We start from the raw sequence: 16,295 nt of genomic DNA on the forward strand, positions 1-16,295 counted from the left end.
GGGAAAAGCAATAGATAGCTATATTTACTGCATTTTCCCTTTCTCCTCTATTATTCTCGTTCCCTCGCAGCTTGCGTATCACGAATATTCTTTTGCACTGCGACACTTGCAAATAAGCTAAGGACAAAAGCCATCGCATAAAATCCCTTTTCACTTAGAATAATACTACCAGCGTTATATAACCCAATGGCCATTAATGAAACGGCGACAATTAAAGCGAACCAACTGATCCCGTAATAAATACCCGTCACAGAAATACCATCTTCCTTGTCTCTTACCGCCTTTTGTAAAGAAACAGCGGCATACAATCCAAATATTAGAACAGCAAAATAATACCCCTTCTCATTGAGTTCCATCGCAGCATTAAATAGACCGATGATATAAGCAGTCACACCTACTAATAGGGCTGCCCATGAAGCACCTTTAAAAGCTGCTGATGGTTCCCCTTCTTTTCTTTCTTCTTTCACTTTATTACTAGTCTTTTTCGCCTTCTCTACCATCAACTCTTCATCACTCGACAATATAACCTCCACCTTTCTCAACCCCACCACATGGCTAATACAAAAGTTGACCAGCTTGACATGATGAAGCTTATCATAACTACCACTACAAGGGTTTCCAAGTATTTTACCTTCATTCTATGTTTAATTACTCTGTAAAATGTTATCGCAATCGCTAGCATATAAAATAAATAACTGCTTATCGTTACAATGGTTAAAAAAGTGATTGGATAAACATTAGGCAAAATAGCATGAAGGTAATAAGCAAAATCTTGACCAAAAATGGCAAATACCGAGCCAAGGAGTAAACAAATGATCACAATCATCTTATACCTCATTTTGTTTAATTTAGTGTAATTATACACTTTGTAAATTCGTTTAGAAACGTTTATTTATGAAAAATGTAATTTTTGAGAATAAATACCTAAAAAGAGTTAGTTCGAAAACTCGAACCAACTCTTCTTTTATCCTTTATTCAATTTTAAATGAGCTTTCTTTATAAACAAATTCACCTTAAAGATCGTTTTATACATCAAGTAACCTACCATTGCACCCATCGTATTAAGGATAATATCATCAATATCAAACTGCCCAATCTGCAAGAAAAACTGTAGAAGCTCAATAGAAAAACTCGCAGTAATGGCAGTGATGGTTACGACTGAAAAAAGTCGACAATGTTTAAAAAGCACCGGAAGTAATATTCCTAATGGCAGAAAAATAAGGATATTTCCAATTGTGTTAGTGATAATAATATCCAAATTAAAGCGATCAGCACCTAAAAGATAGGTGATTGTCGTTTTAAAAGGGATAATATTTACATTCATGCCCCATTCAGATAAATTAAAGTTAAAAAAGCTCATTTGTTCTTCTCTTGATAAAAAATAAAAATTACCTGTATAACCATTAGCATAATTCATTATTCTCTCCAAGAGCCGACCAATAATTAACTGCCATAAGACGACTAGTGCAAACAATGAAAACAGCAACCAGCTACTCACCTTATAGAGCTGATAGAATGGGGAGATAGATTGATTATAACCATGTGCAATGCTTTTCTGATTGCCAAAATCAGCTAGAGCCAGCTGTACGGCCTCTTTTTCACTCTTGCCATTTTGCCTATGTTCTTGTTTCAGTAGTAAAATATGGTCTGTCATTTCATCAATGATCTCTTGCTTTTCAACATGGTCACAATCAATTGTATTTACAATTTGTTTGATATAGGATTCAATCTCTTTGTCCACTTGAGCCCCTCCGTTGTTACGTTAATCAAATCATTCACTTTTTGCCACTCGCCTAGTTTCCTACTTAATTCTGTTTTTCCACCGTTTGTTAATTGATAATACTTCCTTCGACCACCAAACTGTGAATCTTCCCAATACGCTTCAATCCAGCCATTCTTCTCCAACCTCTTTAAAGCCGGATACAATGTCCCTTCACTCATGTTATACAACTCATGACTGTTTTCCTTTAAGCTTTTCACCATCTCATATCCGTACATATCTTTTTTAGATAATAATGAAAGCAATAAAATATCAATACTACCCTTCATGATTTCTTTATCCATTCTGTTTCTCCTTTATTTGGAAAGTCGCTAACTATATTGTAATGCGATGTACATCGTATTACAAGGTATTTGTTGTCTTTATACGAATGAACATACACGGTTTTTTTCCAAATTTAAGAATATCCCCATGTAAAACAAGGAAATATTTGTTATTATTTTTGTAGTAGAAGAATATTTTATTCTGCCTCAATAAGAATTTAAGAATGGAGAGAAAGTGTGCTTAAAATCCTACAAATGATCTTATCTATTCTCGCTTTAATTACCATCACATATATTTTCATAACGGAAGATTTCACATTGCAGCCATTGTCGTTACTGCTATTAGGGTTGATGTTACTTATTATGACTATTACTCTATTTCAACAAGGTCATAAAGGGATCGCTTTATTTTGCGCCATTGTGATGTTCATACATATGATTGTTTTCATACAAAATATCGCTTATAGGGGTATACTATGGAATTAATATACGTTTTTATCACTTTTCTTATTCTATTTCTCATTAGTGCTGTGCTTAATGTTCTGTTGAAAATGACAAGAAAAAGAGACTGGCTGATTACTTTATTTATTAGTGTTTTTTTAAGCATTATTATTTACGGAGTGCAACAATAGATTTGAAAATGGAGGGATATGGCCGAAATGGATGATACAAAGGAACGCCTCTTACTGGAGAGTGAACAACATTTCCACTCATTAATGAAACTAATTGAATCTGTTCCTGTAAGAAAAAGAAGCCTTTCCATCGAGACAGATGATCGGGATAAGAATTTTCGTGATATTCTTATGCACCTATATGAATGGCATGCGATGTTGGAACGCTGGTATAGAGAAGGCATGGCCGGAGATACACCATCCATGCCGGCACCCGGGTATAAGTGGCGAGAGATTCAACAGCTTAATCAACAAATTTGGGAAAACTACCAAGATATGAAACTCAACCAAGCAATCAAAAAATGTAAATTAAGCCATGAGCGTATCATGAACACTATCAGGGCCCATACCACTGAAGAAATCATAACCAAAAAGCATTACAAATGGACAAAAACAAGCAATCTATATAGCTATTTTGCTGCGAATACATCCAAGCACTACTTGTGGGCAATGGGGAAATGCGAAAAGATTGTTTATGAAATCAATGCAATGAATTTGGTTAGTGATAGGAACAAATAGTTTTGGAGGCGGATAACTCTGAGTATCCCCGCTTGCGGTTCTTGTTTCTTTCTCGGATTCAGGGATTGCTTGTGAATTGCTCTCATCTCCACTTTTTGATAGACAATGTTGGTTTCCTAAGTTAGAAGTACTGTTCTTCTTCTCCATCAATGAGACCATAACTTCAAAAAAAGTACCCTATAGGTAGACTTTTACCTATAGGGTACATTCTTAGCCGTAAACCATTTTTATTTAATTAGCTATTGTTTCTGTTATGACCCACTATTACTGTTGAATAAGGTCCTCTAAGGATGTGAAATAATATTATTTTATACAATTAGTTTATTTCAAAATTCCTTTACACTCATAAAAGGGACGCCTTCTCAATGTCAGGGGATTGAAATGATGAGTATGGCGGCAAACTAAATAAAAGTGAGCTTACTTAATAAATTATTTTGTGAATAGATGTTCTTAAACAAACGAGGCATTTCTTTAAAAAGACGTATCCAATTAAAAGGAATTGAATGTTTGTATTATATTAGAGATGGTTTTTCTTCTATTATTATGTAGAGAAAGCTTTAATACGATATATGCTACAATATAAATACGAGGAACTTTGGAGGCACACCACCACGGATTAAAATTATATAGCCCATCAAGGACATTTTGTGAAACAGTGCTTTTATAAAGGGGAGTTGGATAAAATGGATAAAAAGGAAGATACAGAAATAAAGCGATCTTCAAAAGCAGAACATATTCTACTTCAGATCAATAGTAAAACGAAGCTAGGCGACTTACGAAAAATCGCGAAGGATATTAAAAAAGATCACGAACTAGCTATGGAACTTTGGTCAACTGAAGAGTTTTTGCCTAGACTATTAGCAATCTTAATTATGGACAAAAAACTTCTTTCTCAAGATGTGCTAAATAAGCTTGATAAGGATATGCAGACTCACACTTTTGATGAGCGAAATAACTTAATGGATTGGTTAATGGCTAATCAACTCACCAAAGACAAGAAGAAAATTGCATTGATGGAGTCATGGGAAAATAGTCCTTCTGCTCTTCAAAGGCGAGCTTTCTGGTATTATCAAGGGCGATTGAGATGGACTGGACAAACACCGCCTGATAACACCGCAGACTTGCTATCTAGATTAGAAGCTAATATTATGCAGGAGGAACCGGAAGTTCAATGGGCTATGAATTTCACCGCAGGCTGGATAGGCGTTTATGATGAAAAGAATCGTACACGTTGTATGAATCTTGGTGAGAAAACGGGTCTTTACAAAGATGAAAAAGTAGCAAAAGGTTGTACTCCCAGCTATTTGCCAGAGTTCATTGCGATTGAAGTGGACAAACGGCAAAATAACTAGTTACCTCAGGGGTTACTGTATTTGTGCACGGTGTAATACAAATTTGTTGCTTCAATATTAAATCACTTTATTATCACGTAACCAATCAGCATTTTATATCGAAAGCAATGATTACTCCTTGCTAGTGCGAAATGCCACACTGAAAATTGTTCTCCTCCTTTTACTGACCCCATCACTCAACTAGAACGATAGCTCCATACAACAACCCCCCACAAATTCCTGTGAGGGGTATCTTTCATTTCTATCCTTTATTCAGCTTGATACTTACCTAAGAATTCCTTCACTTTATCAGCATCGGCTTTTAGTTCATTGCCAGTATCTACTAGTGGACTTACTGTAGATGAGGCTTTGATTTTATTACCTTGGTAGTAGTCGATGATTTCCTCTTGGTTGATAGAGTAAAGTACGGCTCTTCTTAGATCGGCACTTTCAGAAACGGCACGACCTTCTGTATTAAATAGAAGGTATGATACAGCATTACTTGGAATGCTTTGTAATTGTAGTTTGCTATCGCCTTCTACCGTCTCATATTTATTTTCTGGTACGCTGTATTGAATATGTGTTTCTCCGTTACGTAAGGCAGAAAGTGAGCTATCAATATCGGCAATGAAACGAACATTTACTTGATTAATATTTGGTTCATTTTCAGTATCCGTCATATAACCTGGGTTTTTGTAGAATACAGCTTCATAATCATTTTTATGAGATAAGATGTATGGGCCACTAGCATATAACGTATTGTCATAGCTATCGCCTTCAGTTACTGTGTTTTGGTCACCATAAGCGATGTCCTTGTTTACATCAAAGTCTTCCACTTTATACGTGTTGATTGATTCGACTTGTTCTTTTGATACAATACCTGCAGATTGGTGCGCAAGGTAGTTTAATACTTGTGGGAATGGTTCTGTAGTTGTTACTTTCACCACTTGGTATTTACCTGCTGCGTTATCTGCTGCATCATCTTCAGCAACTAACTCGGCAATCTCTGTATCTAATCCTTCTTCAAGTGCTGCTTTAACCGTACCCTCGCCACCTGAAGTTTGTACTTTCTCTAATTCTGAAACATCTGTCACAACTTCAGCTGTCTCAATATGCTCATGTAAGCTATATGTGCGGTGATCTGGTACAGAATTTTTATCCTTCGCACGTTCTAGTGAGAAGACAACATCCTCTGCACCAACAAGGTCATCTGTTTCTTCTGCTTTTTTATCAGTAACTTTGGCAAAATTAACGTCATCTCTTAATAAGAAATAATACTCAGAATTGCCATCTGCAATACTAAAATTACGAGATAGGGAACCATCAGCCGTCACAACATCATCATCTGTTAAGTTTACAAGGCGAATATACATATTCGAATTCAACATATTAATAGAACCATCGTTCCCTTTAATTGGGTCAAGGGAAGTCAGTGTTGAAAGTGTTTGCGATAATACGAGTGGATCTGATTCTCTCTTCGCTTCATCTTGGAAATCAATCGTTTCCCATGCTAAAGAGCGCGATTTAGAAAGGCGAACAGAATCTGGTACTAACACATCTTTATTCAATGCTTGTGTTTTGTAAGAGCTATATAATGGTGCAATATAAGCTTTATCAAATACAAGTTTTTCCTCGAATTCCTTATAGGTTTTTGCGTATTCTTCTGGTGTTTCAGTACTTGCTTTATCTATCAACTCATCAATCTCTTTATCAGCCATAATGCTGTAATCTCCACCGCTAATAAACAATGAACGCACAGCGTAATCTGGATTTCCTGTTACAGTCGTCCAACTTGATAAAGCAACATCATAGTTTCCTGCATCTTGTTGTGCTTTAAAGCTACCATAGTCAGGTTGGATGTTTAATTTTACATCAAAACCGTTCTTCGTTAATTGGTCACGAACAATGTTCATGTCCTCTTCACTACTGCTCATGCCAAGAATCTCTATTGATGGCTTAGAGCCATCACCACTACCTGAACCTTCATTCTCAACATCAGATTTTGTATTCACACATCCTGTTAGAATCAATGTAAATATTAACAAGAATGATAGTACCGCCTTTTTCATCTGCTTTCCCCCCTGAAAGTCTTTTATTTATTAATCAAGCTTAGGGTCAAGTGCATCACGCAACCCGTCCCCAAGAAAGTTAAACGATAATACAAGTGCAATAATAGCAATACCAGGATAAATAGCTAAGTAGGAATGTGATTCTAGATAAGCACTACCTACTTTTAAGATATTACCCCATTCCGGTATATGCGGCTCAATTCCTAATCCTAAGTAACTTAAACTACTTGTGGCAATTACTGCTCCTCCGATTGTTAACGTAGCCTTTACAATCATTGGCGCCATACTATTTGGGACAATTTGTTTAAAAATAATCGATAGATTACTTGCTCCGAGCGCACGAGCCGACATAACATATTCCATATTGGAAATCATCAGCACATTTGCTCGCATCGTTCTTGCATACGTTGGAATTGAACCAACACTTAAGGCAATCACTAGTGTCGTTGTGCTTGCCCCGAAAGCTGCGATGATGACGATCGCAAGTAAAATACCTGGAATAGCATATAATACATCGAGTAATCGCATTAAAATATTATCCGTGCGTTTCCCATAATAACCAGAAATAGCACCTAGAATCCCACCAACCACAAACGGAATGAAGGTCGATAAAACCCCTACAATCAGAGAGATCCTGGCCCCAAAGACAATGCGTGAGAACACATCGCGACCAAAATTATCTGTACCTAAAGGATAGGTAAGACTTGGCATTTGTAATGTAGCACCATAATTATTATCAACCGCCATACCATAATCGAAGGTCCAATAACTGCAAATCGATAAAGAAAAAATAAACAGAATGAAAAATAATCCTAGCATCGCTGTCATATTACTCGCAATTTTCTCCCACATCGCATACCATTTAGCAACAGTAGATGGCGTTTTGCTGAGCACTTCCAATAGCATAAATAAACCTAAGGCAAGGGCAAATAAATTACCGGTTAAAGAAGTAAGTATTAATAGGATTCCTACATACAACTTCCATTTCGATAATTGTCCGTTATCTTTTATTACTAAAAGGAGTACAACCAACTGAAAAACGAAAATGGCCAGTAACAAAAACATACCCATGAGGAATGTATTCGCTACGTAAGGTTTAAACAAGTTTAATGAAGATACCGCAATCACGTAGAATTGCGTCATCAACATAAACATAGTAAATAAGTATTGTGGGGTTTTTTTCTTTTTAATAAGACCAAATGCAAAAGCGGTTGTGAAAATATTACCGACCAAAACACTTAATAGTTGGAAATAACCCCACATTCTTGTCGACGAGCGTATAACGCCATCTCTTTTCAAATCCCGCTTCACTTGATAAGCAATAAAAGATTGAATGATAGAGAAAACGGCATAAGCAATAAATAATGAAAAGAAAACTGGCTTGATTGCCCCTGTTGAAAAATCAATACCTGCAAGCAAAAAGATCAGCGTTAAGGCAATAGAGACAACAAGGGCAAAGTTGGCCTGCGCATATTCAGATGTCGCCTTTAAGGCGAATTTTTTTAACAAGCTATCTTTATGAGTAGACATGCTGCACCTACTTTTAATATTGTTTCATTTTTGAACGAATTCTTGGATCGATAAATGCATATAAAATATCAATCAATAAGTTCACTAATGAGATTGTAATGGCAATATATACAACACCGCCCATAATAGCGGGAATATCAGGGATAAATTGTTTATCAACAATATAACTTCCAATTCCACTAATATTAAAAACTTTTTCTGTAACAGCAGCTCCACCGAGCATACCGCCAAACATTAAACCAATGACAGTAATAATTGGTATCAAAGCATTTCCAAAAGCATGGCGCCAAAGTATGCGGCGTTCATTAAGACCTTTTGCTCTTGCAGTAATAATATAATCTTCATGAATGACTTCTAGCGTAGATGAGCGAGTCATCCGAGCAATGGAAGCCATTAAACCGGTTCCCAGGACAACCGCTGGCATGATAATCGAAAGCAAATTACCTGGTGTAAAAGTAGCCGGCAGCCACTGTAGCTCAATCGAAAATGTTAAAATAAAGATTAAACCTTGCCAAAAATTCGGAATCGATAACCCAATTAAAGCTACGAACATAAGGGTATAATCTAAAAAGGTATTAGACCTTGTAGCAGAAATGATTCCAATAGGAATGGCAATAACAATCGCTAAAATTAAGGCAATAAACGTTAGTAATAATGTAATTGGAATTTTTCTGGCGATGGCATCCACAACATTTTCATTTCCGGCAAAAGAAGCACCTAAATCAAATGTGAAAATACCTTGAATTGCTTGCCATAATTGAACCCAATACGGTTGATCTAACCCATAAATTTGGTTAAATGTCGCGATCTGTTCCTTTGTAGCCGTTACTCCCAAAATATTGGCAGCTGGATCAAACGGTGAAATATACAAAATCGTAAACACAAAAAAAGCGACCCCAACAATAACAAATAGGGTGGAAACAAGCCTTTCAAAAATATACTTTATATACGGATTCATATACAAGAAAAGGAGAATATAGAACAATAATCCAGGTATGAACGTTAGAACAACAAATACTGGATGTTCTAATAATGATCGCATGATACTTGCAAAAGTTAATTGATCTTCTCCTCGCTGTGCTAATTCCTCCTGAACTTTACCCTCTACTACCTGAAGAAACTCATCCTCTGCTCTCTTTTCAGCCACTTGTTTCATTTTCAACTCATCTATCTTTTGCTGAAAGAACGTTTGCTTTCGCCTTTGCTGTTCTATATGCTTCGTAATTAATTTTTCCTTTAAACCGGCTTCTGTGCATGCTTGATGGAGCTCACGCCATAACCGCTGATAAGCGTCATCTTTTCTCTTTATGAGGTAAATAATGAAGCTAATCACATAAACTGGTAACCCAATAATCAACATCACCCATTTTAAAAATGGGTATTGGTTCATTTTCCCAAAGGTTTGACTGAGTGTCGAAAGCACATTAGGAACGCTAGATGAATGTATCTGTGGCGCATTATTGACTGTATTCATTCATCCGTTCACCCCCTTTAGTCCCGATAATTCCTAGTTGTATACTATATTTTAATTCTAGTATAATATGACTGTCAATATTGTTCGAGAGTAAACATCAAAGTTTGGTAGGTGGAGAATGTGGAACCGTTATTAAAAATAGAAAATTTACAAGTATCCTTTATGTCTCGAGAGAAGGAATTTGAAGCTGTCAAAGGTGTCAGCTTTACTGTCAATAAAGGAGAAACATTAGGCATTGTCGGTGAATCAGGCAGTGGCAAGAGTGTCACTGCCCGCTCGATTATGAGACTGCTCCCGTCTCCTCCTTCCCTTTTAAAAGACGGCGAGATTATGTTTCTCGGTAAAGATCTGGTCAATGCAAGTGATCAAGAAATGGAAGCGATCAGAGGGAAAGATATGAGCATGATCTTCCAAGATCCAATGACCTCGTTGAATCCGACGATGCGTATTGGTCAACAATTAACTGAAACAATGCTAAAACATACAAAAGGATTAGGTAAAACTCAAGCAAAGGCTGAAGCCATTGAGCTTTTAAGATTAGTAGGGATTCCAAAGCCAGAAGTTCGTTTTGCCCAATACCCACATGAGTTTTCTGGCGGGATGCGGCAACGGGCAATGATTGCTATCGCTCTTGCTTGTCGTCCTAAGCTACTCATCGCTGACGAACCAACAACAGCACTTGATGTAACCATACAAGCGCAAATACTGAACCTAATGAAGCATATGCAGGAAAAATTCGGTACTGCGATCATTTTAATCACCCATGACCTTGGCGTTGTTGCTGGCATGTGTGACCGTGTTGTCGTAATGAAGGACGGGGAAATCGTTGAAAAAGGCACAACCGAAGAAATCTTTGAGCATGCCACTCACCCTTATACATTACGATTACTCAACGCTTTACCAAAGCTTCATGAAAAAAAGAAAGCAAAACCAGCACCGCGTATTAGTGAAGATATCAATGCAAAAGAACCCCTTCTCGAAGTAAAAGCATTGAAACAACACTTCGATTTAGGCAAAGGCCAAGTGTTGAAGGCTGTTGATGATATTAGCTTCTTTATTAAACCTGGTGAAACACTTGGTCTTGTCGGGGAGTCTGGTTCAGGAAAGTCCACCACCGGGCGTGCGATTTTAAGATTAAATGAACCAACTGCTGGTGAAGTGTTGTACCAGGGTATTCCTGTGAATCAACTAACAGCAAAGGAAATGAAGATGATGCGCAGACATATGCAAATGATTTTTCAAGATCCTTATGCTTCATTAAACCCGCGCTTTAAAGTAATTGATATTATCGGTCAAGCACTAGATATTCATAAGCTCGTAAAAAATAAGCAAGAACGCCGGAAACGCGTAGAAGAATTACTTGAAATGGTGGGTTTGGAGAAGGAACATGCAATGCGTTATCCCCATGAATTTTCTGGGGGACAAAGACAGCGAATTGGGATTGCCCGCGCACTTGCCGTCGAGCCAAAATTCATCGTCTGTGATGAGCCACTCTCTGCACTAGACGTATCCATCCAAGCGCAAATCGTTAAATTACTTGAAGACTTACAGCAAAAGCTTGGATTGACCTACCTATTTATTGCCCACGACCTCTCCATGGTTAAACATATTAGTGACCGTGTAGCCGTTATGTTCGGGGGAAAAATCGTCGAACTCGCAGAAAGTGAAGAACTCTATGCTAACCCGCAGCACCCATATACAAAATCACTACTCGCTGCCATCCCAATCCCTGACCCAGCGATTGAACGGAAGAAAAAACGCGAAACTTTGTCCGCACAAGAAGAGCGACGTGAGGAATATCAACTCGATAATGCTGAACTTGTGGAAGTAACGCCTGGGCATTGGGTTGCTCAGCCGAAGGTAACAGTGGAAATATAAAAGAAAAGCCGGCCATTTTCGGTCGGCTTTTCTTTTATAAATTCTCTAGTAGACAAAATAGATAAGAATAGTAGTAATCACGCCGACCCAAACACTCAACAAAATGCAATAACCCATTATATGACGAATATGCAGACCAACAACACTTAAAATAGGTAAAGCCCAAAAGGGTTGAATGAGATTCGTCCAACCATCTCCCCAACCGACAGCCATTGCCGTGATGGCATGATTTACTCCTAGCTGTGCTCCTGCCGCTACTTGTAATGGACCTTGTAATGCCCATTGTCCTCCACCAGACGGGGCGAGTAGGTTCACCGCGCCTGCAGTCCAATAGGTGAAAACACCAAAAGTATCTGATGTGGCCACATTGGTTATCCAATTGATAATAGACTCGGCTATCCCTGAGCTACCGAGTACCGCAATAATGCCAGCATAGAACGGAAATTGCAAAATAATCGGTGATATCGATGAGGCCGCATCCTTAAAAGCTTCAGCATATTGAGTAAGAGACTGATGAAATAATAAACCTAAAGATAGAAACGCAAGATTAATAATATTTAAATCTAAATCTCTACCATTCCAAAATGAAACCAGTAAATAAATAAGTCCAATCAAACCTGTTACCGTTCCCCAAACCTTCGATCGCTCTAACTTCATAGCCGGACTATCTATTTTCTGTTCCTTTTGTCGAGAAGTTACCTTTTTTTCTTTTTCTACAAAAGGAATAATGTCTTTTTTTGGTGCCATTAATATGATGAATAGTGGCATCGTTATGACTAAGGCAATAAGAATCGTCATTGTACCTGAATGGAATATTGTCTCGGAAGTAGGAATGACACCAATAGCACTTTGAAGAAAATGACCTTCTGTTGCCACTGATAATCCAATTGAACTCGATAAACCAGCTGTGTACAATACCGTGGGTGCATATGCAGCTGCTACCAGTAATGGAAAATGCGCCTGCTGATTTCTTTTACCAACCTCTCGGGCGATGATTGCACCGACAATGACCGCCAATCCCCAGTTAATATAATAGGCAAATGAGGATACGAGAAAGGTGAGAATATAAGCTTGATTTGCACTTTTGGCTAATGATGCTACACGGCTGAGAAAACGTTGGATAAAAGGGACTTTAGCTAATGCCATTCCCGTCATTAATAATAAAACCATTTGCATCGTAAAGGTTAAATAAGTCCAAAAGCCATCACCGAAAGACTCCACAATCATCAATGGCTCACTTGGATTCATGATTAAAGCAAGGCCCATCATGAGTAACATCAGGATAACAGCAATGACAAAGGCATCCGGTAAAAATCTCTCAACCATTTTTGAAAAACGGTGTGCTAATCGATTCATTCCCTACTCCCCCTAACATGCTCGTCAGCACTAGGCTGTAGTACATGGTATGAACGAGGGAAAAGGGATATACGCTTTATTTTCTCAAAAAGTTTGTCCGGAATAAAGAAAGTAATTGAGTGGTCATCAATACAAAAGTTCATTACTACCTATAGTAAAATCTAAATCATATAGCACTTAAGAATCTCTCACTTGCTCCAATGTAATAGTTAACATGGCGAACTTTCTCCTTTATAATATAAGAAAAAGTAGGAAAGGATGATTTTGATTGCCCATTATGAAACCGCTATACCCTCCCCAACAACTCCGTTTTCTTCTTGCACTCCATGCTCGAAAGGAATTATCTTCAGACCACCTTCATCACCTACAAGCAATGAAAAAAGGAGCAGATGGTGAAATACGTTGGACAACCCTCTTAAGCGAACTGCCAGATGACATTCCCATTCTTTATGATCTCAATTTTGAGATTAACCAATCCATTATTCAATTAGATGCTCTTTGTATTCTGCAGAATAAAATAGTTATTTTTGAAATCAAAAATTACAGTGGTAATTATACACTGGTTGGTGACCAATGGCTTAGTCCTTCAAAAAAAGAAATGAAAAGTCCACTGATCCAAATCAAACGAAATGAACCGCTCATTCACCAGTTTCTCAAGAGGTACCAGCTCCCCATTCCCTTTGAATACCACCTCATATTCGTTAATCCCAAATTTATTTTATATGGTGCAAAACCAAATGAAAATATCATTTTTCCTGGACAAATTCCACAATACCTTGACTCATTAAAAAAACAAACTGTCTCTCCAACATTACTTCACACTAAAATCATCGAGACATTATTAGACAACCACAAAGACAAACTAAACATGCTTGTCAAACCAGAATATCATTATGAAGAATTAGCGAAGGGCGTGTTTTGTAGTAAGTGTTGTGGGAGGATGGAGCGATTGAGTAAAAAAAGGTTTAAATGCAAGAAATGCTCCCATTCGGGATTTGTAAATGACATCATCTTCAACAATATTAAAGACTATTCAATCCTATTTCCTGAAAGGAAAATTAAAACATTAGATATATACGATTGGATTGGGAAGCAAGTAAGCACTGCCATTATTCATAGAATATTGCAGAAAAACGCTAAAAGACTCGGAAATGGCCGAGCAACCTATTATGAACTCATAAATAGCAATTTTTAACCGTACCTCAGGTCATGAAAGTCCTTGATTAAACAAGAGGCTAAACACTTTTTTGACGATTTGGGGCAAAGCCATAAACAAATGACCGGAAGGAGGAAAAGTCGTGGCTTTACCTTTTTCCCTACTTATCTTTTCTTTCACAACGAGATTAGTCGCGATTCTTTCTTTTACCCTACTTATCTTTTCTTTCACTGCCAGATTAGTCGTGATTCTTCCTTTTACCCTACTTATCTTTTCCTTCCCAACTAGATTAGTCGCGATTCTTCCCTTTGCCCTACTTATCTTTTCTTTCACTGCCAGATTAGTCGCGATTCTTCCCTTTACCCTACTTATCTTTTCTTTCCCAACGAGATTAGTCGTGATTCTTCCTTTTGCCCTACTTATCTTTTCTTTCACAACGAGATTAGTCGCGATTCTTTCTTTTTCCCTACTTATCTTTTCTTTCACAACGAGATTAGTCGCGATTCTTCCCTTTGCCCTACTTATCTTTTCCTTCTCTTCCAGATTAGTCGCGATTCTTTCTTTTTCCCTACTTATCTTTTCTTTCACTGCCAGATTAGTCGCGATTCTTCCTTTTGCCCTACTTATCTTTTCTTTCACTGCCAGATTAGTCGCGATTCTTCCTTTTACCCTACTTATCTTTTCCTTCCCAACGAGATTAGTCGCGATTCTTCCCTTTACCCTACTTATCTTTTCTTTCACAACGAGATTAGTCGCGATTCTTTCTTTTTCCCTACTTATCTTTTCCTTCACAACGAGATTAGTCGCGGTTCTTTCTTTTTCCCTACTTATCTTTTCTTCACTGCCAGATTAGTCGCGATTCTTCCTTTTACCCTACTTATCTTTTCTTTCACAACGAGATTAGTCGCGATTCTTCCCTTTGCCCTACTTATCTTTTCTTTCACTGCCAGATTAGTCGCGATTCTTCCTTTTACCCTACTTATCTTTTCTTTCACAACGAGATTAGTCGCGATTCTTCCCTTTGCCCCACTTATCTTTTCTTTCACAACGAGATTAATCGCGACCTTCTCTTTTTCTCTACTTATCTTTTCCTTCACAACTAGATTAGTCGCGATTCTCTCTTTTCCTCTACTTTTCTTTCCCATCCAGATCAGTCGCGACTATCCCTTTTTTAGATGAAACGACTCGCAGTCATTCTATTTTCAAAAAAATTAGCTTTCTTACTAGAAATAGAGGGAGTGCTTCCAATGAAGACTCACTCCCTCTCTCCCATTACACAATAAATATCGGTTTAGCCTGCTTCAATTTCGCTGCCACAGTTTCAAGTGGTTTGCCAGTGTGTACATCTAGAACGGTTGATGCTTCATTAAACCAACAGTCCGGTGCTGCTGCACCCCAGAATGTTTGGCGGCGTTTGTCGTTGAGCTCCCAACGGATTGGTTTGAAGTCGGGATCGCTCGTTAAATAATCGCCATTATATAGCTCGATACGGTGGCCATCTGGGTCTCTTAAATAGAGGAAAAAGGCATTGGATAAGCCGTGTCTTGCTGGGCCACGTTCAATATTTTCTGCATAACCCAGTGCTGCTAGCACATCACAACCATGAATTAAACTCATCGGATCGCTGAGCCAATAAGCGACGTGGTGTACACGTGGGCCTTCTCCATTCATAAAGGCGACATCATGGACGGATGGTTTTCGATGAATCCAGGCTGCCCAGATTTTATCCTCTTCAGTTGCCGTGTATTCTGAACAAGAGAAACCGAGTTCTTTTGTATAAAAACCATAAGCGGCTTCCACATCAGAGACCATATTATTGAAATGGTCAATCCGTTGGGCCTTTGCTCCTTGATATAAATCGTAGCGTTGTAATAGGCGCTCAACTGTATCCATTTTCGCAAAAAATTCTAACGGGATTCCTGAGACATCCTGTACCCGTAAAGCCCTGCCAATGGCATGCTGGCTACCCTCTTCTAACCACTTTGTCTTCATACCGTGCTTTTCAAACATAGCTGCCAATGCATCTAAATCGGCATCTGACCTTACTTTATAGCTAGTGACTTCAACATGTGGTGCGTCTGCTTTCTTCAACACTAGACTATGATGAACATGTTCCTCTAAGCCTCTTAAATAAATCGTATTTTCATCCGATTCGGTTTCTACTAAACCAAGTCCTTTGATATAAAAATCACGAGAACGCTCTAAATCGGTCACATGTAAAATCGCTCTAGCCGTGCGAATAATATCAAAATCTACACTCATCACGCG

Annotated in this window: 17 protein-coding genes; 6 read left to right on the forward strand and 11 right to left on the reverse strand. The window is 38.0% G+C overall.

Features of this window, described 5'->3' with window-relative positions; genetic code table 11:
• Positions 1-50: 50 nt before the first annotated feature.
• From yiaA to LG276_RS21130, 4 genes are all read right to left on the reverse strand, one after another.
• The gene (gene yiaA, locus LG276_RS21115) at positions 51-500 is read right to left on the reverse strand and encodes an inner membrane protein YiaA (protein WP_373370931.1); all 450 of its coding nucleotides are present in this window, start codon (positions 498-500) and stop codon (positions 51-53) included.
• A gap of 38 nt (positions 501-538) precedes the next feature.
• Positions 539-826 carry a hypothetical protein gene (locus tag LG276_RS21120; RefSeq protein WP_251162229.1) on the reverse strand — a complete coding sequence of 96 codons (288 nt, stop codon included), beginning with the start codon at positions 824-826 and terminating at the stop codon, positions 539-541.
• 138 nt (positions 827-964) lie between these two features.
• Positions 965-1,741, reverse strand: coding sequence for a VanZ family protein (locus LG276_RS21125; protein WP_251162230.1), 777 nt, complete (start codon positions 1,739-1,741; stop codon positions 965-967).
• Entirely contained in the window at positions 1,702-2,064 is a 363-nt protein-coding gene (locus tag LG276_RS21130; protein ID WP_224937277.1) for a PadR family transcriptional regulator, read from the reverse strand. Before LG276_RS21130 ends, LG276_RS21125 begins: the two co-directional genes overlap by 40 nt.
• 216 nt (positions 2,065-2,280) lie before the next feature.
• Here LG276_RS21130 and LG276_RS21135 point away from each other — a divergent pair, with 216 nt between their 5' ends.
• The 4 genes from LG276_RS21135 to LG276_RS21150 all read left to right on the forward strand — a co-directional run bounded on the left by LG276_RS21135 (position 2,281) and on the right by LG276_RS21150 (position 4,585).
• Positions 2,281-2,529 carry a hypothetical protein gene (locus tag LG276_RS21135; RefSeq protein ID WP_251162231.1) on the forward strand — a complete coding sequence of 83 codons (249 nt, stop codon included), beginning with the start codon at positions 2,281-2,283 and terminating at the stop codon, positions 2,527-2,529.
• The gene (locus LG276_RS21140) at positions 2,520-2,675 is read left to right on the forward strand and encodes a hypothetical protein (RefSeq protein WP_251162232.1); all 156 of its coding nucleotides are present in this window, start codon (positions 2,520-2,522) and stop codon (positions 2,673-2,675) included. The genes LG276_RS21135 and LG276_RS21140 overlap by 10 nt, the downstream gene beginning before the upstream one ends.
• Positions 2,676-2,702: 27 nt before the next feature.
• Positions 2,703-3,233, forward strand: a complete 531-nt coding sequence (locus tag LG276_RS21145; protein WP_251162233.1) for a ClbS/DfsB family four-helix bundle protein — start codon at positions 2,703-2,705, stop codon at positions 3,231-3,233.
• Positions 3,234-3,916: 683 nt separating this feature from the next.
• Positions 3,917-4,585 (forward strand): DNA alkylation repair protein, encoded by a 669-nt coding sequence (locus LG276_RS21150; protein WP_251162234.1) that lies wholly within the window; start codon positions 3,917-3,919, stop codon positions 4,583-4,585.
• Positions 4,586-4,833: 248 nt separating this feature from the next.
• On the opposite strand, the gene LG276_RS21155 is transcribed toward LG276_RS21150, so the two are convergent.
• The 3 genes from LG276_RS21155 to LG276_RS21165 are packed head-to-tail and all read right to left on the reverse strand — an operon-like array spanning position 4,834 to position 9,637.
• Entirely contained in the window at positions 4,834-6,633 is a 1,800-nt protein-coding gene (locus LG276_RS21155) for an ABC transporter substrate-binding protein (RefSeq protein WP_095371709.1), read from the reverse strand.
• A 30-nt stretch (positions 6,634-6,663) separates the two neighbouring features.
• Positions 6,664-8,163, reverse strand: a complete 1,500-nt coding sequence (locus LG276_RS21160; protein ID WP_251162235.1) for an ABC transporter permease — start codon at positions 8,161-8,163, stop codon at positions 6,664-6,666.
• Between the two features lie 13 nt (positions 8,164-8,176).
• Positions 8,177-9,637 (reverse strand): ABC transporter permease subunit, encoded by a 1,461-nt coding sequence (locus LG276_RS21165; protein ID WP_251162236.1) that lies wholly within the window; start codon positions 9,635-9,637, stop codon positions 8,177-8,179.
• 120 nt (positions 9,638-9,757) lie between these two features.
• On the opposite strand from LG276_RS21165, the gene LG276_RS21170 reads away from it, so the two are divergent.
• A complete protein-coding gene (locus LG276_RS21170; protein ID WP_281202734.1) occupies positions 9,758-11,515 on the forward strand; it encodes an ABC transporter ATP-binding protein in 1,758 nt (585 codons plus the stop codon).
• 45 nt (positions 11,516-11,560) lie between these two features.
• Here the strand turns inward: LG276_RS21170 and LG276_RS21175 are convergent, their stop codons facing one another.
• Positions 11,561-12,871 (reverse strand): short-chain fatty acid transporter, encoded by a 1,311-nt coding sequence (locus tag LG276_RS21175; protein ID WP_251162237.1) that lies wholly within the window; start codon positions 12,869-12,871, stop codon positions 11,561-11,563.
• A 277-nt stretch (positions 12,872-13,148) separates the two neighbouring features.
• Between LG276_RS21175 and LG276_RS21180 the strand changes: the two genes are divergently transcribed.
• A complete protein-coding gene (locus tag LG276_RS21180; RefSeq protein WP_251162486.1) occupies positions 13,149-14,066 on the forward strand; it encodes a nuclease-related domain-containing protein in 918 nt (305 codons plus the stop codon).
• 12 nt (positions 14,067-14,078) lie between these two features.
• Here the strand turns inward: LG276_RS21180 and LG276_RS21185 are convergent, their stop codons facing one another.
• The 3 genes from LG276_RS21185 to hpaD form a co-directional block, all read right to left on the reverse strand.
• Positions 14,079-14,819, reverse strand: coding sequence for a hypothetical protein (locus LG276_RS21185; RefSeq protein ID WP_404292770.1), 741 nt, complete (start codon positions 14,817-14,819; stop codon positions 14,079-14,081).
• Positions 14,820-14,854: 35 nt separating this feature from the next.
• On the reverse strand, positions 14,855-15,172 hold the full coding sequence (locus tag LG276_RS21190) for a hypothetical protein (RefSeq protein WP_224937284.1): 318 nt from the start codon (positions 15,170-15,172) through the stop codon (positions 14,855-14,857).
• 127 nt (positions 15,173-15,299) lie between these two features.
• Entirely contained in the window at positions 15,300-16,289 is a 990-nt protein-coding gene (hpaD, locus tag LG276_RS21195) for a 3,4-dihydroxyphenylacetate 2,3-dioxygenase (RefSeq protein ID WP_224937285.1), read from the reverse strand.
• Between the last annotated feature and the right edge of the window lie 6 nt (positions 16,290-16,295).

The organism is Cytobacillus kochii (genome assembly GCF_044790165.1).
Lineage (GTDB): Bacteria > Bacillota > Bacilli > Bacillales > Cytobacillaceae > Cytobacillus > Cytobacillus kochii.